The sequence below is a fragment of the Bacillus coreaensis genome (assembly GCF_050586445.1).
GTDB classification, from domain to species: Bacteria; Bacillota; Bacilli; order Bacillales; family Cytobacillaceae; genus Robertmurraya_A; species Robertmurraya_A coreaensis.
In genome coordinates, this window is record NZ_JBOCCY010000012.1 from 101,049 (window position 1) to 125,671 (window position 24,623).

The 24,623-nt window shown below is 40.6% G+C and carries 23 protein-coding genes; 3 read left to right on the forward strand and 20 right to left on the reverse strand.

Going from position 1 to position 24,623, the window contains the following annotated elements; genetic code table 11:
- Nucleotides 1-124 precede the first annotated feature (124 nt).
- The gene (locus tag ACQ5H4_RS17155; protein WP_430776217.1) at nt 125-1,147 is read left to right on the forward strand and encodes an AraC family transcriptional regulator; all 1,023 of its coding nucleotides are present in this window, start codon (nt 125-127) and stop codon (nt 1,145-1,147) included.
- 71 nt (nt 1,148-1,218) lie between these two features.
- Here the strand turns inward: ACQ5H4_RS17155 and rhaS are convergent, their stop codons facing one another.
- The 9 genes from rhaS to ACQ5H4_RS17200 all read right to left on the reverse strand — a co-directional run bounded on the left by rhaS (nt 1,219) and on the right by ACQ5H4_RS17200 (nt 12,783).
- On the reverse strand, nt 1,219-2,262 hold the full coding sequence (gene rhaS, locus ACQ5H4_RS17160; protein WP_430776218.1) for a rhamnose ABC transporter substrate-binding protein: 1,044 nt from the start codon (nt 2,260-2,262) through the stop codon (nt 1,219-1,221).
- A 62-nt stretch (nt 2,263-2,324) separates the two neighbouring features.
- Nucleotides 2,325-3,335 carry an ABC transporter permease gene (locus tag ACQ5H4_RS17165; RefSeq protein ID WP_430776219.1) on the reverse strand — a complete coding sequence of 337 codons (1,011 nt, stop codon included), beginning with the start codon at nt 3,333-3,335 and terminating at the stop codon, nt 2,325-2,327.
- Between the two features lie 2 nt (nt 3,336-3,337).
- Nucleotides 3,338-4,345 (reverse strand): ABC transporter permease, encoded by a 1,008-nt coding sequence (locus ACQ5H4_RS17170; RefSeq protein ID WP_430776220.1) that lies wholly within the window; start codon nt 4,343-4,345, stop codon nt 3,338-3,340.
- A 12-nt stretch (nt 4,346-4,357) separates the two neighbouring features.
- Nucleotides 4,358-5,890 (reverse strand): sugar ABC transporter ATP-binding protein, encoded by a 1,533-nt coding sequence (locus ACQ5H4_RS17175; protein ID WP_430776221.1) that lies wholly within the window; start codon nt 5,888-5,890, stop codon nt 4,358-4,360.
- A 168-nt stretch (nt 5,891-6,058) separates the two neighbouring features.
- A complete protein-coding gene (locus ACQ5H4_RS17180) occupies nt 6,059-7,651 on the reverse strand; it encodes a response regulator transcription factor (protein ID WP_430776222.1) in 1,593 nt (530 codons plus the stop codon).
- Nucleotides 7,629-9,422, reverse strand: coding sequence for a cache domain-containing sensor histidine kinase (locus ACQ5H4_RS17185; RefSeq protein ID WP_430776223.1), 1,794 nt, complete (start codon nt 9,420-9,422; stop codon nt 7,629-7,631). Before ACQ5H4_RS17185 ends, ACQ5H4_RS17180 begins: the two co-directional genes overlap by 23 nt.
- Nucleotides 9,412-10,467: an autoinducer 2 ABC transporter substrate-binding protein gene (locus tag ACQ5H4_RS17190; protein WP_430776224.1), complete on the reverse strand. Its 1,056-nt coding sequence runs from the start codon at nt 10,465-10,467 to the stop codon at nt 9,412-9,414. Before ACQ5H4_RS17190 ends, ACQ5H4_RS17185 begins: the two co-directional genes overlap by 11 nt.
- A 471-nt stretch (nt 10,468-10,938) precedes the next feature.
- On the reverse strand, nt 10,939-11,265 hold the full coding sequence (locus ACQ5H4_RS17195; protein WP_430776225.1) for an L-rhamnose mutarotase: 327 nt from the start codon (nt 11,263-11,265) through the stop codon (nt 10,939-10,941).
- A gap of 15 nt (nt 11,266-11,280) precedes the next feature.
- Nucleotides 11,281-12,783 carry an L-arabinose isomerase family protein gene (locus tag ACQ5H4_RS17200; protein ID WP_430776226.1) on the reverse strand — a complete coding sequence of 501 codons (1,503 nt, stop codon included), beginning with the start codon at nt 12,781-12,783 and terminating at the stop codon, nt 11,281-11,283.
- Nucleotides 12,784-12,976: 193 nt separating this feature from the next.
- Here ACQ5H4_RS17200 and ACQ5H4_RS17205 point away from each other — a divergent pair, with 193 nt between their 5' ends.
- A complete protein-coding gene (locus ACQ5H4_RS17205; RefSeq protein ID WP_430776227.1) occupies nt 12,977-13,174 on the forward strand; it encodes an aspartyl-phosphate phosphatase Spo0E family protein in 198 nt (65 codons plus the stop codon).
- A gap of 128 nt (nt 13,175-13,302) precedes the next feature.
- Here ACQ5H4_RS17205 and ACQ5H4_RS17210 read toward each other — a convergent pair whose 3' ends face one another.
- Nucleotides 13,303-15,372, reverse strand: a complete 2,070-nt coding sequence (locus tag ACQ5H4_RS17210) for a bifunctional aldolase/short-chain dehydrogenase (protein WP_430776228.1) — start codon at nt 15,370-15,372, stop codon at nt 13,303-13,305.
- Nucleotides 15,373-15,608: 236 nt separating this feature from the next.
- Between ACQ5H4_RS17210 and ACQ5H4_RS17215 the strand changes: the two genes are divergently transcribed.
- Nucleotides 15,609-15,953, forward strand: coding sequence for a DUF192 domain-containing protein (locus ACQ5H4_RS17215; RefSeq protein WP_430776229.1), 345 nt, complete (start codon nt 15,609-15,611; stop codon nt 15,951-15,953).
- Between the two features lie 44 nt (nt 15,954-15,997).
- Here the strand turns inward: ACQ5H4_RS17215 and ACQ5H4_RS17220 are convergent, their stop codons facing one another.
- The 10 genes from ACQ5H4_RS17220 to ACQ5H4_RS17265 all read right to left on the reverse strand — a co-directional run bounded on the left by ACQ5H4_RS17220 (nt 15,998) and on the right by ACQ5H4_RS17265 (nt 24,475).
- Nucleotides 15,998-17,026, reverse strand: a complete 1,029-nt coding sequence (locus tag ACQ5H4_RS17220; protein WP_430776230.1) for a potassium channel family protein — start codon at nt 17,024-17,026, stop codon at nt 15,998-16,000.
- A gap of 3 nt (nt 17,027-17,029) precedes the next feature.
- Nucleotides 17,030-18,271 (reverse strand): glutathionylspermidine synthase family protein, encoded by a 1,242-nt coding sequence (locus tag ACQ5H4_RS17225; protein ID WP_430776231.1) that lies wholly within the window; start codon nt 18,269-18,271, stop codon nt 17,030-17,032.
- Nucleotides 18,268-18,729 carry an RNA helicase gene (locus tag ACQ5H4_RS17230; protein ID WP_430776232.1) on the reverse strand — a complete coding sequence of 154 codons (462 nt, stop codon included), beginning with the start codon at nt 18,727-18,729 and terminating at the stop codon, nt 18,268-18,270. The genes ACQ5H4_RS17225 and ACQ5H4_RS17230 overlap by 4 nt, the downstream gene beginning before the upstream one ends.
- A 13-nt stretch (nt 18,730-18,742) precedes the next feature.
- Entirely contained in the window at nt 18,743-19,141 is a 399-nt protein-coding gene (locus tag ACQ5H4_RS17235) for a DUF350 domain-containing protein (RefSeq protein ID WP_430776233.1), read from the reverse strand.
- Nucleotides 19,142-19,176: 35 nt separating this feature from the next.
- Entirely contained in the window at nt 19,177-19,545 is a 369-nt protein-coding gene (locus ACQ5H4_RS17240; protein WP_430776234.1) for an aminotransferase yhxA, read from the reverse strand.
- 98 nt (nt 19,546-19,643) lie between these two features.
- A complete protein-coding gene (locus ACQ5H4_RS17245; RefSeq protein WP_430776235.1) occupies nt 19,644-21,668 on the reverse strand; it encodes an oxidoreductase in 2,025 nt (674 codons plus the stop codon).
- 733 nt (nt 21,669-22,401) lie between these two features.
- Nucleotides 22,402-22,965 carry an LOG family protein gene (locus ACQ5H4_RS17250; RefSeq protein ID WP_430776248.1) on the reverse strand — a complete coding sequence of 188 codons (564 nt, stop codon included), beginning with the start codon at nt 22,963-22,965 and terminating at the stop codon, nt 22,402-22,404.
- A gap of 159 nt (nt 22,966-23,124) precedes the next feature.
- Nucleotides 23,125-23,307, reverse strand: coding sequence for a hypothetical protein (locus ACQ5H4_RS17255; protein WP_430776236.1), 183 nt, complete (start codon nt 23,305-23,307; stop codon nt 23,125-23,127).
- Between the two features lie 66 nt (nt 23,308-23,373).
- On the reverse strand, nt 23,374-23,703 hold the full coding sequence (locus ACQ5H4_RS17260; RefSeq protein ID WP_430776237.1) for a DUF1904 family protein: 330 nt from the start codon (nt 23,701-23,703) through the stop codon (nt 23,374-23,376).
- Between the two features lie 19 nt (nt 23,704-23,722).
- Nucleotides 23,723-24,475 carry an NADPH-dependent oxidoreductase gene (locus ACQ5H4_RS17265; RefSeq protein ID WP_430776238.1) on the reverse strand — a complete coding sequence of 251 codons (753 nt, stop codon included), beginning with the start codon at nt 24,473-24,475 and terminating at the stop codon, nt 23,723-23,725.
- Between the last annotated feature and the right edge of the window lie 148 nt (nt 24,476-24,623).

Genomic DNA, 24,623 nt, shown 5'->3' on the forward strand with positions numbered 1-24,623 from the left:
CTTTGCTTTTATTATGTAAGCGATGTCATACTTATCTTATATAAAATTATCTAAATTTTTAATATCAAATCATATCTTGTTTTATAACAAATCTTAACTTTTAAAGAAAGGGGGAGTGAAATCTATGCTCGTTGCCGAGTTGGAAGAGTATTTAAAAACCTATGACATAATCGAAACCGTTGCCATTAATGCAGGAATAACCCAGATCCATGAAATATTGCCTTTAATCCATTCGCCGGGAACAGGAAATAAGATGTTTTCTGAAGAGGTTCTCTCAGGGGATATATTCATGAAAAATACGGAAAAAATGACTTTTAAGAAGCATCCCCGTTTTGTGGAGGTGCTCCCCCATAAACATGATTTTTTAGAAATTAGCTACGCCTACAGGGGAGGTTTCACCCAGGTAATTAATGAACAGGTGGTGAGAATGGAGGAAGGTGACCTAACCATATTGGATACCGATGTGGTTCACACCATCAATAAAGTAGCAGAAGAATCAATTATCATTAATATTCTGATTAGAAAGGATTATTTTAATCAAAGTATTTTAGCTCGTTTAACAGAAAATGACCTCATTTCGGAATTCGTTATCGATGCCATCTATAAACCGAATATGAATGGACGTTACCTATACTTTCCCTCACGTGGAAATGAGAAAATCAAATATTATATCGCTACAGCCATGTGCGAATCCTTGGACCCTGATGTGGCCAGCATTGAAGTGGTTAATTGTAACGTCATCCTGCTTTTTACGGAGCTTCTGAGGTTGTCTAAGAAAAGCAATCTGGAAGTGAACGATGTAACAAAGGGAAAGAGATCCCTTGTAGAAATTCTAAATTATTTGGAGGAACATTATTTAACGGTCACCCTCAGCGAGGTTGCTGAACACTTTCACTTTCATCCTAACTATTTTAGTAGGTTTTTTAAGGAAAATCTCAGTAAGACCTTCAGTGAAATGATTCAAGAACTTCGACTTCGCCAGGCAAAACTATTACTTGAAAATACAACCTTCCAAATCAATCATATTGCGGATGAAGTAGGCTACACCAATTTCAATCATTTCTATAAAAAGTTTAAGGAGCATTATCACGTTACTCCTGCCGAATACCGAAAGCAATTTATCGAACAGAGGGATAAGAAGGCTTGAGTGTTCGTCTAGTGCTCATAAGGACAAAAAAATGACTTACAGCCGATAAGGTCTGTAAGTCATTTTTATTCTTAATACACTTCTTTCCACTCCGCAATATTGCTTGCATCAAATTTGAACGGATCGCCAAGCATGATTTGCGTGCCATCTCCGTCTTCAACGATTTCCTTCTCACCAAGGTCGCCCGCAGTGAATTTGTCGCCCACTTTTCCAGTAATCGTTTCGTTCACAAGAGCATCTGCAGCGTATCCTGCTAAGTATCCTACATCAATTGGATTCCATAGGTACATCCAATCACAGACACCGCTTTCAATATACTCGGCCATTTCACTTGGTAATCCAAGACCGGTTAAGTGAACCTTATCCTTTAATCCTTTGTCTGTTAACACTTTCCCAGCAGCCGCAATTCCAACGGTTGTTGGTGCGATAATTCCTTTTAATTCTGGGTAAGACTTTAATAGAGCTTCTGTTTCAGATACGCTCTTGTCGCGTAAGTCATCACCGTAAGCTACTTTTACAAGTTCAATATCTTTATATTTTGGATCCTTTAATGTTTCCTTCATTTGCTCAATCCAAGCATTTTGGTTAGTAGCTTGAGAGGTTGCACTAAGTACGGCAATTTGCCCTTTTCCACCAATCATTTCAGAAATAGCTTCAATTTGTACACGTCCAATCGCAACAGGGTCCGCTTGGTTCACGTGAACCATACGACTTTTCGCGTTAACAGCCGAGTCAAGAGAAAGAACTTTAATGCCTTGGTCCATTGCTTTTTTCAACGCCGGTTGAAGTGCATCAGGATCATTTCCTACGATCGCAATGCTATCCACTTTTTGCGAGATCAGCTCTTCAATCATTTGAATTTGCGCTTCAGCAGTTGGCTGGTCTGGAGCTTTTAAAATCGCTTCATGTCCAAGTGCCTCAATCGCTTGCTTAAATCCATCCATTTGTTTTTCTCCATAAGGGTTACCGGTGTTTTTAAAGACGATGGCAAAACGCTTCTTCCCATCCTTACTTCCTGAATCGTTAGATCCTTCGTTAGAGGATGTTTGCGAGCATGCCGCAAGCATTGAGAATACTAGAAAAATTGACAAAAATCCTAGGAACAGCTTTTTCATTTTGTTCTCCCCTTTTTTGTATTGATTTATTTATCTACAAACAGTCGTTGACTGCATTGTACTTATCCAGCGATCTGTTGACCTTGACTCTTCGATGGCTTTCCTTTTGCCTTCGCTTTTGGTTTCAAGTTAGGAACCATGACTGCTACAATGAGCAACAGTCCAATGATGATCATCAGCACTTGTGCGGGCATATTGATCAGTCCTAATCCATATCGTAAAAATCCGATTAGGAAAACAGCGATAATGGCACCAATCATTTTTCCTTTTCCACCAGCTGTACTAATTCCACCTAACACCACCATCGCAATCACATCTAACTCGTAGCCGAGCGCCACATTGGGTCTTGTACTTCCCATTCTTGATGTTAAAAAGAGGGCCGTAATAGCTGCCATCACCCCAGCAAGTGTAAATACGATTATTTTGATTTTATCCACTTGCACACCAGAGAAACGACTGGCTGTTGGATTGCTTCCGATAGCGTATATTCGTCTCCCAAAGGTCGTTTTGTGCAGCAATAACCCAAACAGCACCGCCATCACGACAAAGGCAATCAAGATAAACGGAACGCCGCCAATATATCCCCATCCTAGGAATCCAAACCATTCCGGGAAAGAACCGGCTGATTGATCTTCTAAAATGATATAAGCAATTCCGCGATAGATAATCATCGTTGATAGCGTAACAATAACGGCTGAAAGCTCCTTAAACCTTACAATCAGCAGTCCGTTAATCAAGCCGCAAACAGCTCCCACCGCTAGGCAAATCACAACTGCTAACTCCATTGGAACACCTAAGGTATACAAATGAGCCATGACGACAGAAGCCAAAGCCACTGTAGATGAAACGGAAATATCAATATCACGCAAAATCATAATCATCACCATCGGAAAGACCATAAATGCCTTATCCAGGAACGTCATGGTTGCATCCCGTAGACCAACACTATCTAAATAGAAGGGTGATAGATTCGTATTAATGACATTCACCACTAAAAACAATAGGATGAGCATCCATTCCCACTGCAGGAAGAAGCCCTTCCACGAAAACGGTTTTTTGTTTACCTGATCCATTGTTAGATTCTCCTCCTCATGAGAGCATTCATATCTACTCCTCGTTTCACAAGCGCATTTAATACAACAGCGATGAGGATAATGGACCCTTGTATTCCTGTCTGCCAGAAAGGAGAAACATTGATTAAAGGAAGGGCATTATTCATAATCCCAATTAACACCGAGCCTAAAATAATTCCTGATATTTTCCCCGACCCTCCTGCAATATTGACTCCACCAAGTACACATGCAGCAATGACTGTTAACTCATAACCAGATGCTGTATCTCCTTGAGCAGAAGCGAATTTCGATACCCATAACACCCCCGCTAAACCAGACAGACCACCCATGATCGTGTACACAAGCCAAATAATCTTGTCATGGTTAATGCCACTGATCTTTGCTGAATCAGGGTTGCTTCCTACCGCATAAATTTGTCTGCCTGTTCTTGTATGGTTAATAAAGTAGTAGAATGCTACATATATGAGTACAGCTATCAAAATAAGATGATTGATTCCTAAAAACGAACCCGTTGCGATCCCTTTAAAGCTATCTGGCATTTGATGAGCACTCACCCACTGTCCACCGCTCACCATAAAGGTAAGTCCCCGGAAGATATACATCATCCCCAGAGTCGCGATAATAGGAAGAACGCCTCCCTTGGCAATAATCGCTCCTAAGATAAGCCCACTCACCAACCCAACAAAAGTTCCTAATAAAATGGCCAAAATTGGGCTCAAATTCGGAATAGCTCCAACCGTTAAGGCCGCAATCATTCCTGATAATGCAAGAGTTGCCCCGATTGATAAATCAATTCCTCTTGTGATAATAACGAGCATCATCCCCACAGCAAGAATGCTTAAGATTGCCGTATTCGTAATCATGTCATTTATGTTTTCCAACGTTAAAAAGCTAGAGTTTCTCCATTGAATAACGATCGATAGGATGATAATGAAGCCGAGTAATCCAACCTCACGGAACTTGGCGATATTTTCTATGAGCGTTCCTTTTTGTCCATTATTTGCAGTCATTCTTCTCCCCCCTTATAAGCCAGATGCCTCAAGCGATTGACCGTCTGTTGGTTCCTTACTCGCCATCGCTGCTTCAAGAATCGCTTCTTGTGTCGCCTGCTTTGCTTGAATTTCTGCCGTAATTCTTCCCTCTCTCATCACGAAAATTCGGTCACTCATACTAATCACTTCTGGCATCTCCGACGAAACCATAATAACTCCGTATCCTTGTGCAGCCAGATTGCTTATAATTTCATAGATGGCAGACTTGGCTCCAACATCGACACCCTTTGTTGGCTCATCAAGTATGATAATGTCCAAACCCGTCATCAGTAGCTTTGCCACTGCCACCTTTTGCTGATTTCCCCCTGAAAGAGAGCTAACCAAATTGGCCACATTCGGTGTTTTCACATTCACTTTTTTTGATAGATCATTAGCATACTCGTCTTCCTTCTTCCGATTCACCCACCCTTTTTTGGATATTAAAGATAAGGAGGATAAGGTAATATTTTTATCAATTCCCCATGAAAGAATGAGTCCTTGCTGTTGCCGATCCTCAGGCAAGTATCCGATTCCTTTGTTCATCGCCTGAAGCGGAGTTTTAATGGGTGTTTCTACCCCATTTACAAAAATCTTTCCTTTGTCTGCAGGCTCTACACCGAAGATTGCTTGACATACCTCGCTTCTCCCCGCTCCTACTAATCCGGTGATGCCAAGAATTTCACCCTTCCGAAGCGAAAAGGAGATATCTGCAAATAAACCTGTTTTCCCTAATCCCTCGACTCGCAGTACTTCTGGTCCAATCGTAGCTTCCACTTTGGGAAACAGCTGCTTAATTTCTCTTCCGACCATCGCGACAATTAATTCTTCATTGGAAATATCATGAACACCCCAAGAGCCGATATATTTGGAGTCTCTAAAAACGGTTACCTTGCTTGCCAACCGGTACATATCCTCAAACCGGTGCGAAATGAAAATGATTGATGCGCCACTATCTCTTAACTTCTCCGTTATTCGATAAAGATCTTCACTTTCGTTTCGGCTCAAGGCTGCCGTTGGTTCATCCATAATGATGATTTTCGCATTCGTGGACAAGGCTTTTGCAATCTCAACCATCTGCTGCTGTGCGACACTGAGCGTTCCCATAATGGTTTTGGCATCAAAGCTAGCACCTAATTCTTTTAACAATCGATTGGCTTCTTCATGCATTTCCTTCCAGCGAATTCTCCTTGTCCCTTTTTGTATTTTTTCATGACCCATAAAAATATTTTCCGTCACACTTAAGTCAGGGTAACAAGTTACATGCTGATAGATGGCAGCAATTCCAACCTTTTGCGCTTCTGTTGGATTTTTAAAATTCACCTCAACCCCATTAAGGAACATTTGCCCTTCATCTGGCTGATGAACTCCTGTAATGACCTTGATAAAAGTCGATTTTCCCGCTCCATTTTCCCCCATTAATGCATGAATCTCTCCCGGCCCTAACTGAAACTGAACATGATCAAGTGCTTTTACACCTGGAAAAGTTTTCGTGATACCTCTCAGTTCAAGAACAAAATCAGACATATCTTTCACTCCTAACCCCTTTTCGTTCTCTACGAACAATCGCCTTCTGTATACGCTTACATATAGCTTACTTGGTCCCCTCTTAAGCGAAAAGGAGAGATTCTTCGGGTAGGGGGGAGATTCTTCGGGAGTTTTTGTAAAAATGAAAAAACCTCCTGGATAGGAGGTTTAATGTGACTCTGTTTTTACTTTTTCTTTAAATTTCGATGGAACTTCTCCATAATACTTTTTAAATAACTTACTAAAATACTTCGTATCTGCGTACCCAACTATTTGAGCGATATCATAGATTTTAAGGTCCGTTGTTACAAGGAGCTCCTTCGCTTTTTCTATCCTCGTTTTTGTAACATAATCTAGAATGGTCTCTCCGGTCTGACTTTTAAAATACTCACAAAAATACGTAGGATTCATCGGGATCTCACGAGCAATCTTTTCGATGGTGAGATTTACACCCAAATGCAATTTGATCCACTTTTTCGCGATATGAATGGGATCCACCTCATTTTGCTGAATACTATTTTTTCTTATTTGAAAGATTCTTGTTAGCCATCTAGACAGTTCATCTCGTAAACTTGAAAAGCTTGTTGCCTTCCTAGTGAATTGAATGGCTTCCTGGATCAGGCTAATATCACCTTTATTACTGGAATCCTGTAAGAGAACGTTGACCAGTTGAACGGAAAGAGATTGTATATACATTTCTATATCTTGAGGAGACGAAAGATTTTTCAGCTCAAGGAAGTACTTCTGTAATAAATCATTGGCCTCCTCCTCCCTTTCTCCTTCCAAGGAATGAACCATTTTACTGATAACAGAATCCAAGCCCTTGATTTCTTTGCCCTTTACAGCTGTTAATTGCTGCAGTTGAGAAAACGTAAAGACTTTATTTCCACCATATAATAGCCGAAGTTGCATGAGCGTTTGTAAATGGTTCTTCATAGAAGAGATAAGGGAAACCTCCTGAAATTCATCACTTACGGCCAAGGTATGTGTTAAGGATCCAGACTGCTTTAACTGGATTTGTAGCTCTCTTGCCACTTCCTGTCCCCTTTCTTCACCCTCCGTAAGAATCCAATACGTTGCCTTTTCTCCTTTCCAAAACCAATATGTGCATTTCTTTTTAAATAACCGGTGAATCGTATGCTCCACAGCCTTTTTCCAGTCCTCAAAGGATCCTTTTTCAAGCGATTGATCCAAGGCTAGATAATAAAGATGGTACGTTCCATACATGAACTTCTTCGTCCACTCAAGCTCCGATAAATCGATTTCCCTTTCTTTTGTCAGATCACTAAGTTGCTGGCTTTGCTTCAGAAAGAGCAACTCAGCATCGGTTTCTACATTCTTCTCTTCTTCCAGCCATTTTTGTTTAATCTTTGCTTTTACCTTCCCGAGTTGCTCTTTAAAATCTTCCCTAACAATCGGTTTTACCAAATAATCAATGGCTCCGGCACGAATCGCTGTTTGTAAGTATTTAAAATCATTGTACCCACTGATAACAACGGCTTCAAAGGAAGCTTGTTTTCTTAAGGTCTCAATTAAATCCAGTCCATCCATTCCTGGCATCTTAATGTCTGTAATTAATAAATCAAAGGCAAACGTCTCTTTTTCATAGGCGTTCAGCAACTCTAGCGCACTTGAAAAGCTTCCAACCACGTGAAAATCATCTTCATTCCCTTGAACTAATCGTTCGATTCCCCTGCGAATTCGATTTTCATCATCCACTACAATCGTACGTATCTTTCTAATCTGCCCTCTCCCCCTCATTAAGCAAATCGATTGGAAACAAAGGAATACGGATCGTTACCTCGGTCCCAATATCACCGTTACTCTTTATACGAAGACCATATTGTTCTCCAAACATCATCGTGATTCGTCCATGAACATTGATCAGTCCAAACTTCGAATCTCTACGCCCCATTGGATCCATTTGTAAATACTTATTCAACTCCCGCATGACCTCTTCATTGATTCCGGGACCATTATCTTTTACAGTAAAATGAACCTCTTGCTCTTCTATTTCTATTAAAATATCCACCTTAAAATGATGACTATGATCGAGTCCATGCTTCATACAATTTTCAACAATCGGCTGAAGAATGAATTTCGGAGTGACAAACCTCTTCGTATCCATATGATCTTGAATAGAAAACTCAATTCGATCCTCGAAGCGAATTTTCTGTATCGTCAAGTAATCTTTCATATGTTGTACTTCTTGGTCAATGGACACCATTTTCTCTTTATTGCTAATGGAAAAACGAAGCATGCGACCAAGAATCGATACCATGTCAACAACCGTGTCGTTTTCCCCTTCCTCTACCGCCATTCCAATCGTCTCTAAGGTGTTATACATAAAATGTGGGTTGATTTGCGATTGCAGCGCATATAGCTCCGCTTCCTTCTGCTGGAGCTTGATTTGGTAATTCAACCTTATCAGGTCTTTAATTTTTGCTACCATGGAATGAAAGCTTTTAGCTAACATTCCAATTTCATCCGTGCTATTACTCGTTACGTCCACCTCGAAATTTCCTTTTTCGACTTCCTTCATCTGATGAGTTAGTCGATGAATAGGACGTGACACCGTCCATGCTAAAAAAACAGAAATGAGTGTCCCGAGAAGAATAATGGCAATAAAAACAATGATGGTCGCATTTCGAACAAGGTCCGTTCGTTCGGTTAGATTTTTCAATTTGACACTATGTAGTAACACCCAGCCATCCGGCCCACCGCGACTAATGCTGATCAGTCGATTTTCCTCTTCTCCTGTCGTTCGAAAACTCCCATTAATCTCAGGATATTTCAGAAACTCTTCATCCATTAAACCAATTTTTTCCGAATCGGTATGGTAGATCATTTGACCTTCTTCACTTAAAAGAGATAAATCAGCGTTGTTCACCGTCTCTAGATTTTCCACCACATTGCTCATAAAACTAAGGTCGACAGCAATAAACATGGTTCCGAGGTTCATCCGATTCTCTGTATCTGTTATTTGCCTCATTAATAGAATGTACGGAGGATTTCCTTCGAACGATAATGGCAATTGACTTGGCAATAGAAAGGATTGCTTTCCTTTTAGCTCCAGATCCTGTCCGAACGGAAGCATATCCTCTGCAAAGCCCGAGTAGGGAATCTTCGAACTTTCAAACAGTCGATTTTTGGATAAAATGAACGCGCCTAACACATCCGCCTCTCCGTTGATATAGGTGCGTGTTAAATAACTATTTACGATAAAGCGATCTTTTAGCAGTGATGATTTATTTTGATAGGAATCTTTTCTTAGCACTTCGATGACCTGGCTGGAGTTATAAAGAAGTTCTGGGAGTTGTTTTACGTCAGCTAAATAATAATCAATGCTCTCATTTGCTTGATCAAGGACCTTCGGGATATACTCACCCACCTGCTCCTCAATCGATTTCGTATATTGAGAGTAGGCAACATATCCAATGAGACTCATAGGAAGAACCGTTAGTAGCATGTACGTAAAGATTAGTTTGGTCATTAAGCGATAGTTCTTAAAGCTTCTCCACTTAAAAATCATATTGATCCACATTTTCCTTTGTAAAATCGATCGGTTCTCCCATAATCACCGTATCCTCTATCACGTGAATTCTCCCTACCTGAGGTACATCTTGTTGATTAGAGGGGTGGACACCATCAACTAGATTCGTAGCCAGGGCGACTGTTAAATATCCTAACTTTTTCGGACTCCAAAGGGTTACCACTTGGGCGGCGCCCACCTTTAAGTATTCGTTCATTGGGTTTGGTGACGACAAGCCGACAACGGCCACTTCTCCCATCTTTCCTTCTTCTTTCACAGCCTGAGCGGCTGCAGGTGGACCAACGGAAGAATTCCCGATAATCCCCTTGAGATTCGGATACTGTGCTAGCAGTTCTTTGGCTAGCATATACGCTTTATGTGGATCATCATCAGAGGCAACCACTTCAACCAGCTTCATATTCGGGTAATAATCTCTTTGCTGAACCTTAATCCAGTTGAGCCAAACATTTAAATTGGCAGCCGATTTTGAACCTGTAATAATTGCATATTCCCCTTTTTCATCCACATTCCATGCAAGTGTGTCCATAAGATGCCGACCCAACGTTTCCGGGTTCACCATATTGATAAAAAATTCTCTGGAATCAGAGTGTGTGTCCGAGTCCCATGTGATTACCTTAATATCCTTTCTTTGGGCCCTTTTTAATACCGGAACCAGTTTGTCTGGATCATTGGCAGAAACGGCGATTACATCCACTTGTTGATGAATAAGCTCTTCAATTACCTTGATTTGCTGGGTAGAATCAGCCACAGTCGGGCCTTTATAAATGACCTTCACACCAAGCTCTTCCCCTGCCTCTAGCGCCCCTTCTTCCACTGCATTAAAATAGGGAATATTCACAAGCTTAGGTACAACAGCGATCGTATATTGGCGTTCCTCCGTATTTTCTGTTTCTCCTTTTACATCCCCTTTCGAATAAACCACCTCAAATTCACCTTTGTTGTTCGTGTTGTTGGTGGTGATTGTGCAACCGCTTACAAAGACAAGAATAAACAAACCAACAAGCGTCATCGTCCTTCTTGCCATTCTCTCTTCCCCCTTAGAGATTTATATATTCTAAATTTTCTTTTATTTTAGCACAGCCTATCCTTGTTTACACTACTAAGAAAAAGGTGTTCACTATTTTGAACACCTTTTTCTTTGTTGTTGGAATCGGATCCGCTTTCGGACTCAATTCTTACTCGCATGAGCTTTCCAGTCTGAATCAGACCCACTTTCGGACTCAAATCCTGCTCGCATGAACTTTTCTGTCCGAATCGACCACTCATTCGGACTCAAAATCTATTCGCATGAACTTTCCTGTCCGAATCGACCACTCATTCGGACTCAAAATCTATTCGCATGAACTTTCCTGTCCGAATCAGACCTTCTTTCGGACTCAAATCTTGTTCGCATAAGCTTTACTGGCCCAATCGACCACCTATTCAGACTCAGTGATCACCGGTGGGGGCCTTTACTATACGAATCAACTCGTGATCGGGACTTTGAATTTTTTGACTACTTTAAATAAAATACTTCTCGTAAAGGTTGTATCGGTTCAGCTTCTTTAAAATCGAAAGATCCTTTGACCATTTTTGAAGTAATCGCATTCCAACGATTACACGCTTCACTCTTTGCGATATAAGCAAAGGCAGCATCTACATCATCACATTCGAAGCAATAAAAAAATTGTGTTCCGTTTTTAAAAATGGAGTAGTTTCTTATTCCTGCCTTGCTATGCTCTTCGAGAATTTCATTCCATGGTTCTAAGTGCATGTTCACATACTCTTCCAGACAGTCCTCTTTAATCTCCCATGTCCATGCAAATTTATTACTAGATTCCATGATTCATAACCTCCTTTATAGTACGACTGTATGACAAGCCAATAACTCCCCGACTTTTTTAAATAAGGAAGCATTTTCTCCAATCGACATCGCACAGTGGTGTGTTGGGGCTTCCTGAAACCATCTCTCCAGGTGGACGTCTGGATGCTCCTTAAATTTTACTGGTGTTTGCGTATTCCCAATTCGCATGATAGGGCCATTTGTAGACATTCCTTCGCTGACAATCATCTTTAGCTTTCCGTCCCCAGTTTGCGTAACATTTAGTGTGGTAATCGCTCCCGTTTTCACCTTTGCTTCCACACTAACTCCCGATCCCTGCTTTCCATGGTACAGCCCCATTCCACGAAGGATCGGTTTTCCCTCTGAAATAGCTAAATGGAATGGCCCATCATGTCCGAGTAGAATCGTTTCATCCACATAATCCACTACGACAATTTCAGAAAAGCTTCCACCTGCCCCAAGAATATCGCATATTTTCATAGCTATGGCTGTTTTTAAGTCCCCCTCACCTGAACAAGGGATCCCTTTCGCCGTTAACAATGAGTGACCGACGATAAAACCTGACTGAAGCCTCTCGTATTCACTATTAGGTGCTCCATGATAATAATAGGTGAGCGCATCAAGGTCGAATTCTTTCACTAACTTTTCTTGAGCAACTGCTACCTTGCATGACCACTCTAGCTGTTCTTGAGTTGGTTTTTTCGCAATGGGATCGGACGGTGAATCTCCACTGATTTCAAAGAAAGTAGTTACCTCATGAATTTTCTGTTTTACTTCTTTAGCTGTTACATCCTGAAGAATGCGGTGCAAATCGCACATTTCTAACACTTCTACATGAAGGCCGGTTTGTGCTTGAATCATCGTAAAATCACTATACATATCTAGCATCCCGCTATATGTGTTTCCTAAAAAACCGAAACGACTATGTCGCAATGTGCGAGGGACGGCAGCCGCTCGAACCCATTCGGTAATTTGCTTCCAAGCAGCCACCGCTTCTTTTCGTTCACTCGTGTTCTCATTCGTCAAAGAAATCGCTGGTGTATAATCAAGTCCAAGTAAACCATTCACCACTCGAAAGGGAATTCCACTACGGTTGAACGCATTGGCGATTTCAGGAGTCGGGCAGGCACCACAATGGGCAAGCCATTCTCCAGTAGTGGTCGACTCATAATTGATTCGTTCGGTTGGTTGTAAATTCAGAATCACGGCTGGTGCCTTACAGATTTGGTGAACTGGAAGAATGGCAGAACTTGTTGAGTATGTACCTGAATGACAGAATACAAGATCAACATTTTTCTCGTTGAACCACTCACCCGCACGTCTTGCTGCTCCCTCCGAGTCTACCAATCCAAAATTATAGACTTCGCCGTACACGCTCATCTTTTTCTCAATAAAGCTACCGTATTCAATCAATCTTTCTTTCAATCCTTCAAACTGTCCCCAATACGCTTTCAAACCAATCGTATATAAACCGATTCTTGCTTTTTTTGTCGCTTTAATAGGCGATAAAAAATCCATATTAATGCCCCCTTTAGCCCTTAAAATACTATACACTCCATTGTATTCGCTTACAAACAGTAATAAACAAAAATAATAGCATAGAATTTTGTCTTTGTTTGGGAACGTTTGTCGATTCTATTTCAAAATGATTAAAATCTAGTATAATTATTTTAAAGAATTACTAAATTTCTTAACTAGGAGTTTACTTACCATGGACAATATATCTCTTGAATTATTACTTTTAAATCAAATAGATAAAAAGAAGAAGAAAATGGTTGAAGTTGCTTCTATCACAGGTATTGGTAGCTACCAAACTCTAAAATGTAGCCAGGAGTTAGACGAGTTATTAAATCTGCATATGAAACACTTTTCTCAAAAGGGAAGTAATGCGTTATTCAGTGCTTCTTGACTTCAACAAATCGATCAGGATTAATCCTGATTTTTTTCTGATATAAATCGACAATTTTTTAGTAAATGTTCTTTTAAAAAAGATAGTAGGGATATTCCATCCTTACTATCTTTTTTCATATCATTCAGTTATCTTGTAAATGCAGCTGGTACTCCGCCATCTACCGTAATCATACATCCTGTTGTCTTATCTGATTTAGATGAGGCGAAGAAGCAAATAGATTCAGCAATATCTTTCGGATAAATATTCACTAGTAATGTCGTACGCTTGCGGTAGTGTTCCTCTAATTGATCTGGCTCAATACCGTAAGCGGCTGCACGCTCTTCACGCCATCTAGATCCCCAAATAGCAGATCCTTGTAAAACCGCATCTGGAAGAACAGAGTTCACACGAATGCCATACTCTCCACCTTCTGCTGCGATACAACGAGCAAGATGTGTTTCAAGCGCTTTTACGGAGCTATAAGCTGCTGCGTTTTTCCCTGCATACACAGAGTTTTTCGAACCAACAAACACCATGCTTCCACCAATCGCTTGCTCTTTCATTTGCTTGAATGCTTCACGAGCAACTAGGAAATAACCAGTTCCAAGGACATTCATGTTTAAATTCCACTCTTGAAGAGTTGTTTCATCAATTGGGCTAGAAGTAGCAAGTCCTGCATTGTTCACGATAATGTCCACGCCACCAAATGCTAATGCGGTTTGATTGAAAGCCGCTTGAACCGCCTCTTCATTAGTTACATCCATTTTCACAGCAAGTGCACGGTTTGCCCCGTATGTCTCATTGATTTCGGCTGCTACTTTTTCTGCTCCTTCAAGGTTTAAGTCAGCCACAACGACATGTGCCCCTTCGGAAACAAAGCGACGGCATGTTTCACTTCCTATTCCACCTGCTCCACCTGTTACAAACGCTACCTTTCTAGAAAACTCTGCTTCTGCTGGTGCAAGAGAAAGTTTGTATAATTCTAATGGCCAGTACTCAACATTGTATGATTCATTTTCACTTAATGAAACGAACTGTCCAAGTGTGGTAGATCCTTTCATAACAGAAATGGCACGGTGGTATAACGCTCCACTTACACGAGAGTTAGCCACATCTTTCCCTGTATTTACCATACCTACACCAGGAATCAGGATCACACGTGGTGCTGGCTCAAACATTTTGTCGCCTTCATGCTTGTTACGCTCAAAATACGCTTTGTACTCAGCCTTAAAGCTTTCTACCCCTTCTTTAATGGCTGAAACTAGTGCTTCTACATCCCCAGATTGTGGATTCCAATCAATATAAAGAGGAACACGCTTTGTATGAACAAGGTGGTCAGGACATGCAGCCCCAACTTGAGAAAGCTCCTTCGCATCACGACTGTTTACAAACTGTAAAACATCCTCACCACGGTCATACGTTAAAAGCATTTTCTTTTCTTCACTAACTGCACCGCGAATCACAGGCATTACTTTAGCTAGCAAGCTAGTAGCTTCTTCTTCGCTAAGAGATTCATATTGTTGTCCACCAAAAACAATTTCTTCATTAGAGCGGTCATTAATAAATTGCTCAGCTTCGCTAATGATTTGGATCGTCTTGGCATATGCCTCCTCAGATGTTTCCCCCCAAGTAACAAGACCGTGCTTTTCCATTAGAACAAGCTCTGCATTTGGATTATTTCTTACGCCTTCTGCGATCAATTTTGAAAGGGTGAAGCCTGGACGAATATAAGGTACCCAAACAAAACGATTCCCAAAAATCTCTTCTGCTAACTCTTTCCCATTGTCCGCACAGCAAAGGCTGATGATCGAGTCTGGATGCGTATGATCGACGTGATTATATGGTAAAAATGCATGTAATAATGTTTCGATTGAAGCTCTTGGATGCTTGCTGTCGATCATGCAATGTGAAAGATACGCAACCATCTCTTCATCTGACATTTCATCGCGCTCAAATAACGGACGAATATCCTCCAGATTAAGCCCTGTGAAGTTATGCGCTTTCATCGTCGCTAAGTCTGACCCGCTTCCCTTAACCCACATCACTTCAACGTCGCGTCCACGGAAATCCTTCTCCACAGTCTTCATAGACGTGTTGCCGCCACCCCAGTTACATACGGCACGATCTGACCCGATGAGATTTGAACGATAAACTAACTCTTCTACCCCTTTTTGTACCTGACTAGCTGCTTCAACATCCCAATTGTTCTTAACCATCCGATTACCTCCGATTGCTATTTGTTATCTTCTGATTTCATTATAGTACATGTTTGTTTGTTTTTGAATATAAAAATAGTAAATTTGTTTATTTTTGTTTTCGGTTAGGTTTTTCAACAATATAAAAACTCTATCGTTTTATTTATATCAACTACTATTCGACAACTTTCACTAGTCTGAGAAACTATAATAAAATCAGCTACAAATTTAACGTCGGTTCTTAGGGGGTTATGTAGGTGTATGTAGTGAAAAAGAGTAGTATATACAGAACGATTCCTTTTTCTATAAGGAAAGCTCAGTCATTTGGTTCTAGGTTAAAAGGCTTGATGTTTCGAAAGCAGCCGTTGCATGAGGAAGGTTTGTGGATTGCACCTTGTAACTCCATTCATATGTGCTTTATGCATTTTCAGATCGATGCCGTTTTCCTTGATCAACATCATCGAGTGGTTCATTTAGTAGAACACTTACAACCATGGAAATTCGTGCTTCCAATCAAACAAGCCCATTCTGTTCTCGAACTCCCTCCTGGAACGATCTCAAAGTTTCATATAGAAGTTGGCCAATATGTAAATTGGACGTAAATATAAAAGGCTCACTCCTTATTCATTGGGGAGTGAGCCTTTCTTTATCCAACAATTTTATGGTAGGTTTCATCATCACAAATAATAAATAGCTTTGCATCAGCAGGTATTTGTTCGTTGTGTCGTCTCGCCACATCAAGAGAGCTGCCATCTGATAAAAGAGTGGCTCCCTTGTCGAAGAGCTCCATCGCCGCTTCCTTGTACGTTTTCCATTCAGGTTTTGCTGAAATTTCATATATATTTTCCCCGTCTGTATTGCTTAGCATCTGCTTGAACAGTCGGCTTGAACCGTGATTGATGGCAGCCTGGGCGATTAATCTAGAAACCGAATCATTTGATAGAATAAACTCATCAACCTTCGCATGCTCGAATAACGTGATATGATTATCTTTTTTCACTTCAACAATCGTATAAATATTCCGATCAAACTTTTTAGAGATATGTTCAACTCGGGAAGCGGTTAGAAGGGTTTTTCCATCCGAATACTCAGCGTGATCATTTCGGTCATCTGAAAAAATCGCCACTGATTTCGCCTCTAAGATATTGGCCTTCAACAAGACCTCTTCTTCGGCAGGATTTCCACTTATAAAATGAAGCCGTTCATCTTCTAACGGGAGCTTGTCAGCATGATCCACGACTACGATATCTCTGGTTTGTTCACTCGTTAGAATTTCACCCATCACCTTCTCCAGCTTTTCCTTTGAAGGACTAATTAATATGTAATGACCTTTCCCTGTATAAGACAATTTCCCTTCCTCCTTCAGTTTCCGGTATTTGCTGAGGCTTTCGAAAATCTTTCCAATAATAATCCCCATGGCTCCGATTCCAAAGGTATAGATTAAGAGCATGGTAAAAATTCGGCCTGCATCTGTTACCGGAAAGAAATCACCATAGCCAACCGTGACAAGCGTAGTCATTGTCCACCAAAGAGAGTCAATAAATCGTGGGAAGGTCTCCGGCTCTAGTATTCTCATCGTAACGCTACTGACAATAATAAGGAGAATAGCCAGTATTCCAGCATGTGTTAAGCTTAACTTAGACATTTTCGAATATATTTGATGTAAAATCCACAATGTCTACTTTCCTCCCTTCATCCCAACTGGCAGATAATACGAAAGATTATTCGTAATTTCCCCTCCTACACGGCAACCTAGTGCAGCGGACTTTCCATTCAAAAGAAAACTGCCAATTAACAACTTCCCATTTTGCATGCCCTTTTCACTATTAAAACGAACCGTTTGGGACTCCACATACTTCTGATAAACAGCCACATAATTCGTATAATTGCGTTCGGTATTGGCATGTGCTAATTGTCCGCTGCTTTTAAAGATTTCCACCGTATCCCCTTCTCTTCCGAATGAAGGTTTTTTTACATACGATTGATCGGTTTGTAAAAAGGGGACCTCTTCTAGAAAAGTAGGTAGGAAATATGCTTCAATCCATTCATGTTCTTCCCTTGTAAAAAAAGGATGCTCTTCCTCATGCAGCCCCCAAATAACGGCCTGTACCGCTTTATTTTGAAGTAAAAAGGCAGAGGGAGGGTTAATTAACACAAGTTTCCCAAGCTCCACTAACTCTAATAGCCATACTCCAATAGGATTTCCATCTTCGTCTTGATCCGAAATTAAGTTCTCTACCGGGAAAGTCTGACGATATAGTACATCAATTCTGCTTCCCTTTTCATCAAAAAGCCCGATTCCCTTTTGTATTTGAAGTTGGTGAAGCGGCGTGAATTTAGAAGGAAGTCCAGATAATTGTTGAAGATAGCGTACGGTTTCACGATCTTCTACATGATCATCATGTGCTGTAAAAACGATATTCGGTGAAATCAGTCCTTTTCCCTCGAGCCCCTCCATTATGCTACTTCTAACGGCTTGTCGTAGACGTTCTTCCATTTTGTCATTTGGATTTTCCACAGAAAACTCTCTGCACACCTCTTCATTGACGGCAAATAGCTCCTTTATAAAAGTCGGTGTATCCGCATTAATTTCAATACACTTGTATCCATCACTTGTTGGGATGAGATCAAGCCGAGAAATTACGCTCTCAGCTTGATGTGTTTTTAATCGAAGAAAGGAAAGGGTTTCATTCGGAAAGCCCATTTCAAGTAAGGTTTCATCAGGCACTTCACGCAAAAGTCGGCACACCTTAAAGAAAATATGACCCACTCGATTACTTACAAGGCGAATATGATCCACTTCTGAGGTTTCAAACAAATGCATGTCGTAAAGGGCATACTCTTCTCCATATAAATCTGCCCAAAAATCCTTGATTTCCTTGTAAAAATGGCTTCTTTTTTCACGATAACTACTCGTCACTCCGAATCCTCTCCAACCTCTTTAACATACAACACATAAACTCCTCGATCCTCATCAATCTCTGTAGAGGTTACTTGCTTATACCCTAGCCCGGGTACATCAACAATGTCCTTTAACAAATAACGAATCACATCAAAATGGCTATCACATGGGAGCGAGGTAAGGAGCTTGTAGTTCTCTTCTTCTCGAAATCTACGAATCTCTATATGTAGACCTTTTCCCTGGTAGCCTTTTTCATCCGCGACATGTGGATTTCTCCCCTTATCTCTGATGATTAACTGTTCTTCGTCTCCATCCATTTCCGTAGAGAAGAGCTCATACTGTCTTCCACGCATAATAAAGTACGTGCAAAGCTGTCTAGCATATAGCTCATCCACACCAACCGATGCAGTTGTATATTCATATAGCGGGGTATACTCGTCATTTCCCTTATCAAGATAGTACGTTAATCGTTTCATCATTTGGCCCCTTTTAGTACGATAGACATTTCGCCACCATAATTCCGATAGCAAGTGATAACGATAATAGCATCACACCAACGGCACGATTATCCTCTTCAATCGCCTTGCCAATGCTAAATCGAATCGTAATCACCTCTGCTAAAATAAACACAATAATTTGAGCAATGATTCCAATCGCTCCCCAGATGACCATGTCGACCAACGATACCGAGTATTCCGCGGCAGCTCCAAGGACAATCGCTAAACCGATGACCTTTCCTCCTAGCAACAAGGCAGCGGAAACATTCTTTTCAGCAATTAGTTTGAATTCCCTTAGCTTAGGCGTACTTAACGTAAACAATAGAATTCCTGCAATCATCAGAAGGACTGCCACTCCTAAATAAGAGGCAAAATTTAAATATAAGTTCATGTATATAATCTCCCTTTCTATAATGGGGCTTGGCATTACCCTCCTGAGCTCGTCGATCCCTTTCCAAATCCCGTACTATTTTTCACGGTTCCACTTGACGTACTTCCTTTAAAGGAAGAGCTGTTTTTGTATGAGATATAATCTTTGCTTGCCTTAAGAGCACTTTTTCCTTTGTAATAACGACCGCCATAGAAATAATGCCCATAATAATTTGAATCGTAATCATCACATTCCCATACACCATCTTCTGCATCCCATTCCCAATCTGAACAGCTTGTGTCCTCTGGCGGATCTGGAATATCCTCTGTATACGTGTACTCCTCAGCGCCCGACCCACAACCTGCCATTCCTAGGACAAGAGCCGTTGATGTAATACCTACCATCACTCGTTTTGTTTTTGACATATACTCACCCCTCTTTCCTCATGTTAGTATTACGTGAAAAACTGGAAAAAGATTCGATAAATAAAAAAAAGTCCACCCTTTAAGAGTGGACACATTTATTAAGCAAAGACCGGAACCTTTACCTCTACTTCTTCTGTTGGAAGTGCCCCCAATTTTTCAAGGGTGGTTAAGATATTTCTTCCTTCTCTTACACCATCAAGAATTTTTCGAACTCCCCAGCTATCGCCAATATTAAGAACCTCAATATGAGGAAAATATGATTGAAGGTCGGCAAGAATTGGATTTTCTGACTTCATTCCTAAGCAAACAAACCCGTAATCAAATTCAATAGTCGACTCAACGCCCTCGTACGAAACCTTGAAATGATCTTCCGCTACTTCCATCAAGGAAGTCTCTACTCGCACATCTACCTGTCTCTCTTTTAACATCGTCATCATGGAGATTCTCGTAATATGGTCTAAGTCTTTTCCAACGAGTGGCATTCTCTCGACCATGGTCACTTCCGCTCCTCTTTCAGCAAAAAACTCCACCACATCCAAGCCAACAGCCCCGCCACCGATAACGGCTATCTTTTTGCCAACAAACTCGGTAAAAGAATCCACCTGTTTTAACAATCCAAAGATCGAGAACACCTTTCCATTCGGCTGATCAATATGCTCGTGAAGCCCTTTGATTGGTGGAAGAAGAGGCGTGGATCCCGTTGCATTCACGATCACGTCCGGCTTATATCTTGCGATTAACTGAATATCTGCCTTTGTATTGGTAAAAGGAATCAAGTTCGGTAATCTTTCACTTCGTTTCACCAAGTAATTAGGAAAGTCTTCGATTCTCTTCTTCTCAGGTAGTCTAGAAATCTCTCGTGCTAATCCACCTAAATATGGCTTCTGTTCAAAAAGAATCGTTGTACAGCCAACCTCTGCTGCTGTACAAGCCGCTTCAAGTCCCGCTGTTCCTCCACCGATGACCACTACATTCACTGGTCTAGTGATTTCTCTTTCCTTATAGTCATCACCATGGAATAAATCCGGGTTGATCGTACAGCGAATCGGACGATTCAATGCAATACGATGTCCTGCACAGCCGATATTACATGAAATACATTTTCTTAAAAATTCTTCCTCACCTGCTTGAACCTTCTTGACCCAGTTCGGTTCTGCAATCAAGCCACGTCCCATCCCGATTAAGTCCGCTTCTTCATTTTGTAAAATCGATTCCGCTATTTGTGGATTTCGTACATTTCCTGTTGCGATCGTCGGCTTATTGAATTTATCTTTTACTGCCTTTGCCATATAAGAACGCCAGCCATCAGGAAGGTTCATCTGGTCGATTTGGAATTGAAGCGTATCGTTCAGGGCAGCAGACACATTAAAAATATCTACTCCTTCACTTAGATACTCAAGGATATTTAACGTATCTTCTAACGTGTTGCCACCCTTTACAAATTCCTCCGCACTAAATCGTAAGCTGATTGGGAAAAATGGACCCACTTCTTCACGAATTCGGTCAATTACCATTCGAACAATTCTTGCACGGTTTTCATAACTACCACCAAACTCATCTGTGCGCTTATTGTACACAGGAGATAAGAATTGGCAAAGAAGATACGAGTGTCCTGCATGGATTTCTACTGCATCAAAACCGGCCGCCACTACTCTCTTGGCTGCCTTCCCGTACTGATTCACGATTTCTAAAATCTCATCCTTTTCAAGAGATCTCGGAATCGCGCCACCCGTCTTTGATGGAATATTGGAAGAGGACACCGGCTGACCACCAATCCGATCAGGTACCGCAGACGAACCTGCATGGTTAATCTGAACCGCTACAGATGCTCCATGCTTATGCAGTCTTTCCGTTAATCGGTACAAACCTGGAATAAATCGATCTTCATCAATTCGAAGCTGTGTCGTTCCGTTTGATCCGAGTGGAAATGCCAAGCACGCATTTTCAAGAATAATTAATCCTGTACCACCTTTGGCTCGTTGCTCGTAATACGATATATGTTCATCTGTGATTTCACCGTTCGGTCCTGCAAAATTTGTTCCCATTGGAGGCATAACAATACGGTTTTTCAACGTCATTCTTTGAATCGTTATGGGTGAAAAAAGCTTTTCGTAATTTGACATTTTTTTAGCCCTCCTATAATGTTTGCTCAATCATTCACATATTTTGACTCATGTTGCTCACTACTTCACAAGTTCTATAAAGTAATTATAATCCTGTCAAAAGCATAAGACTAATTGATATTTTAGGAGGAATTGATAGGCTCTACCTATATAAAAAAACCCTTTGGTCATCGGCTCATTTCGTCTCTTGACTCCACCCTCACGACTCCATGGGCTTAACATGTTTGTACATTTTTCTACAAGGGAAGAAGATGCAATTCAGGGCAATATTTTTATAAAACTGGCCGGAATTAAGTACTTTTTGGTACTATCGAGAGTTATTTAACCGAATGAAACCACCTTCTTGCTCGTTTTCCCCTTCGAGCTCCTTCCTATTAGGCATATATTTGCGATTTTAAAAATTTATTTGCGATTCTGATAATTTATTTGCGATTCTACAAACTTATTTGCGATTCCAGAATTTTATTTGCGATTCTACAAACTTATTTGCGATTCTTCATGACCACCTAAACAAAAAAGAGTAGCTGTCACTTCACCATAGCTACCCTTACATCATCTAAATTACAATAAAACTCTACATCCATTTTCCACTGTGCTTTAAGCTGAGTACATTCGATTGTTGTAAGTTGTTTAGATCCTAGAATTAATGTTGTCCAAATGGATGCGTCTTGTGATGTAACCAATTTATATTGCTTTACCCTTTCTTCTATAGAACTAATTCCACAACTTTCAGTTAATATGTTTTTACCGGGGGTGATTCATAATTCCTAAACTGATCAAGCAGTCCTGCTGGGTGCTCATCAATAAGTGCCATAGATCGATATTGATCCTGTAGGAACTGTTCCTTATTCATATGATTAAGTAATGCTATAAGAGGATCATAATATCTATTTGTATTTAGAAGACCGATCGGCTTTTTATGTAGTCCTACCTGTGCCCAAGTATAAACTTCAAAGAATTCTTCCATAGTCCCAGCACCACCTGGCAAAGCAATAAATCCATCGGCTAACTCGACCATCTTTGCCTTTCTTTCATGCATCGTCTCCACGACAAGAAGTTCTGATAAGCTTTTATGAGAGATTTCTCGATTATCTAAAAATCTTGGCATGACGCCGATTACTTTTCCTCCCATCTCTAAAGCGGAGTCAGCAACCACACCCATTAGTCCAATACTCGACCCACCGTATATAAGTGTAATATTTCTTTTAGCCAATTCCTTACCTAGCTTCTTTGCATCTTCTAGATAAATACTAGAAGCCCCATTACTCGATCCGCAATACACAGCTATTGATTTCACCACTTTATACCTCCTGTCTGTTCATCGATAACTGCTAAAAATATAATCTTATTCTACAATCTATTCTGTACCACTTAGCTTTTTCCTCCTAGAATTAAATAAAGTAAAAAAGACTCTCCTAAATGTACGAGAGTCCCTAGATATTGCTATAACAATAAATTAATGCATCCCTTTCCATTCGCCTTGGTTTTTAGATGCTTTTTCTTTTTTGGCCTTTTCTTTGTGTGCTCGGTTTGCAGCAGCACTTCCATGCTCTTTACCGAATTCTGTATCGGTTTTGCTTGAATCAAACCCCTGCTTATTCTTTTGCTGAGCGTCTGTTTTGCCATTTCGTTTTGCCATAAAAATCACCCCTTCTTTTCTTATTATGAAAATAGATTGAGGAAATATTTCATGACAAAATCTGTATTAAGTAAAACTCTTGCCATTTAGATAATAATCGGACTCCCTAAACGTAGTAAAAGCAACTTCAACCTCCGGAATCCCGAGAGAATGAACCTGTTTCGTTATGAGGTTTGCAAATTCATTTTGAATTTCCAACCCGCGGTCAAACCATTTTACTTCAATAAATGGATATCCTGGAACCTCTTCACCATCAAAAACAAATGTGGAATTTATAACTTCCAGCGTGAAATTATCTGTTCCACAGGCACAAAGTTCTGCCAATTCTTGGACTAATGGTTTACTAATGGATTTTACCTGCTCAACTGAAATTCCTTTAATTAATAATTGTGGCACCTTGTAATCTCCCCCCGAATTACTTGTATGTAAATCCTTGTTGCTTCAACATAGGCCTAGAGTTTTTGGCATATTGCTCAAATCCTTTGTCATAAAAATGAGCTACTTTACTGGACCAATTACTTGAATCCTGACCATTTGTCCGCTCACCCATATAAGTTGAAATGGTCTGGTCATATTCGTCAATGACTTCCCTTTGGATATTAGCATGATATCGTTCTTTGTGGTGTGTTGCCTTCAGAGGAAGTCTTGGTTTTTGATCCGGAATCGTTCTCGGATGACCGATAACCAGACCCGAAACTGGGAAAACATACTCTGGCAGATCCAGAAGATCAATAAAGGTTTGCAGATTTCTCCTTACTCCGCCAATCGGAACGGTCCCAAGTCCCATCGATTCAGCAGCGATAACCGCACTACCTAGAGCGATTCCAACATCTGTTGAACCAACAATCACCGCTTCAATATCATCAACAAGTTGAAACGGATGTCCGTTTTTCTCAGCCGCCAACTTTGACCGATAAAAATCTATACAAAACACCAGAAAAACAGGTGCTTCCACAATCCACTTTTGATTGCCTGCAGCTTCTGCTAATGTTGATTTCTTTTTGGGTTCTCTTACTTCTATAATGCTCACTTGCTGTCCATTAATCCAATTGGGTGCAGCCATAGCCGCTGCAATAATCGATTCCACCTGGAATTCACTCACATCTTCTCCAGGTTTAAATGCCCTTACTGAACGATGATTTTTTAATAATTCAATGGTATCATTCATGGTATCACCCCTTATGAAATACCTTACAACATGTGTATCTAAATATTCAAACAGGGAGTATCTCAAAATTATGGTTGTCATTGAATCCTTTCATCCATTTGTTTACAGTTTAATTGGCATCGCTATTCTCATAAGAATATGAATCTAT

What these genes read in the sequence shown, in the direction of transcription:
- ACQ5H4_RS17170 (WP_430776220.1), bottom strand. Translation starts at nt 4,345, where the DNA reads ATGACTGCAAATAATGGACAAAAAGGAACGCTCATAGAAAATATCGCC.
- ACQ5H4_RS17200 (WP_430776226.1), bottom strand. Translation starts at nt 12,783, where the DNA reads ATGGATTTTTTATCGCCTATTAAAGCGACAAAAAAAGCAAGAATCGGT.
- ACQ5H4_RS17265 (WP_430776238.1), bottom strand. Translation starts at nt 24,475, where the DNA reads ATGAATGATACCATTGAATTATTAAAAAATCATCGTTCAGTAAGGGCA.
- ACQ5H4_RS17155 (WP_430776217.1), top strand. Translation starts at nt 125, where the DNA reads ATGCTCGTTGCCGAGTTGGAAGAGTATTTAAAAACCTATGACATAATC.
- rhaS (WP_430776218.1), bottom strand. Translation starts at nt 2,262, where the DNA reads ATGAAAAAGCTGTTCCTAGGATTTTTGTCAATTTTTCTAGTATTCTCA.
- ACQ5H4_RS17205 (WP_430776227.1), top strand. Translation starts at nt 12,977, where the DNA reads ATGGACAATATATCTCTTGAATTATTACTTTTAAATCAAATAGATAAA.
- ACQ5H4_RS17245 (WP_430776235.1), bottom strand. Translation starts at nt 21,668, where the DNA reads ATGTCAAATTACGAAAAGCTTTTTTCACCCATAACGATTCAAAGAATG.
- ACQ5H4_RS17240 (WP_430776234.1), bottom strand. Translation starts at nt 19,545, where the DNA reads ATGTCAAAAACAAAACGAGTGATGGTAGGTATTACATCAACGGCTCTT.
- ACQ5H4_RS17235 (WP_430776233.1), bottom strand. Translation starts at nt 19,141, where the DNA reads ATGAACTTATATTTAAATTTTGCCTCTTATTTAGGAGTGGCAGTCCTT.
- ACQ5H4_RS17255 (WP_430776236.1), bottom strand. Translation starts at nt 23,307, where the DNA reads ATGGCAAAACGAAATGGCAAAACAGACGCTCAGCAAAAGAATAAGCAG.
- ACQ5H4_RS17195 (WP_430776225.1), bottom strand. Translation starts at nt 11,265, where the DNA reads ATGGAATCTAGTAATAAATTTGCATGGACATGGGAGATTAAAGAGGAC.
- ACQ5H4_RS17165 (WP_430776219.1), bottom strand. Translation starts at nt 3,335, where the DNA reads ATGGATCAGGTAAACAAAAAACCGTTTTCGTGGAAGGGCTTCTTCCTG.
- ACQ5H4_RS17190 (WP_430776224.1), bottom strand. Translation starts at nt 10,467, where the DNA reads ATGGCAAGAAGGACGATGACGCTTGTTGGTTTGTTTATTCTTGTCTTT.
- ACQ5H4_RS17210 (WP_430776228.1), bottom strand. Translation starts at nt 15,372, where the DNA reads ATGGTTAAGAACAATTGGGATGTTGAAGCAGCTAGTCAGGTACAAAAA.
- ACQ5H4_RS17230 (WP_430776232.1), bottom strand. Translation starts at nt 18,729, where the DNA reads ATGAAACGATTAACGTACTATCTTGATAAGGGAAATGACGAGTATACC.
- ACQ5H4_RS17175 (WP_430776221.1), bottom strand. Translation starts at nt 5,890, where the DNA reads ATGTCTGATTTTGTTCTTGAACTGAGAGGTATCACGAAAACTTTTCCA.
- ACQ5H4_RS17180 (WP_430776222.1), bottom strand. Translation starts at nt 7,651, where the DNA reads ATGAGGGGGAGAGGGCAGATTAGAAAGATACGTACGATTGTAGTGGAT.
- ACQ5H4_RS17185 (WP_430776223.1), bottom strand. Translation starts at nt 9,422, where the DNA reads ATGATTTTTAAGTGGAGAAGCTTTAAGAACTATCGCTTAATGACCAAA.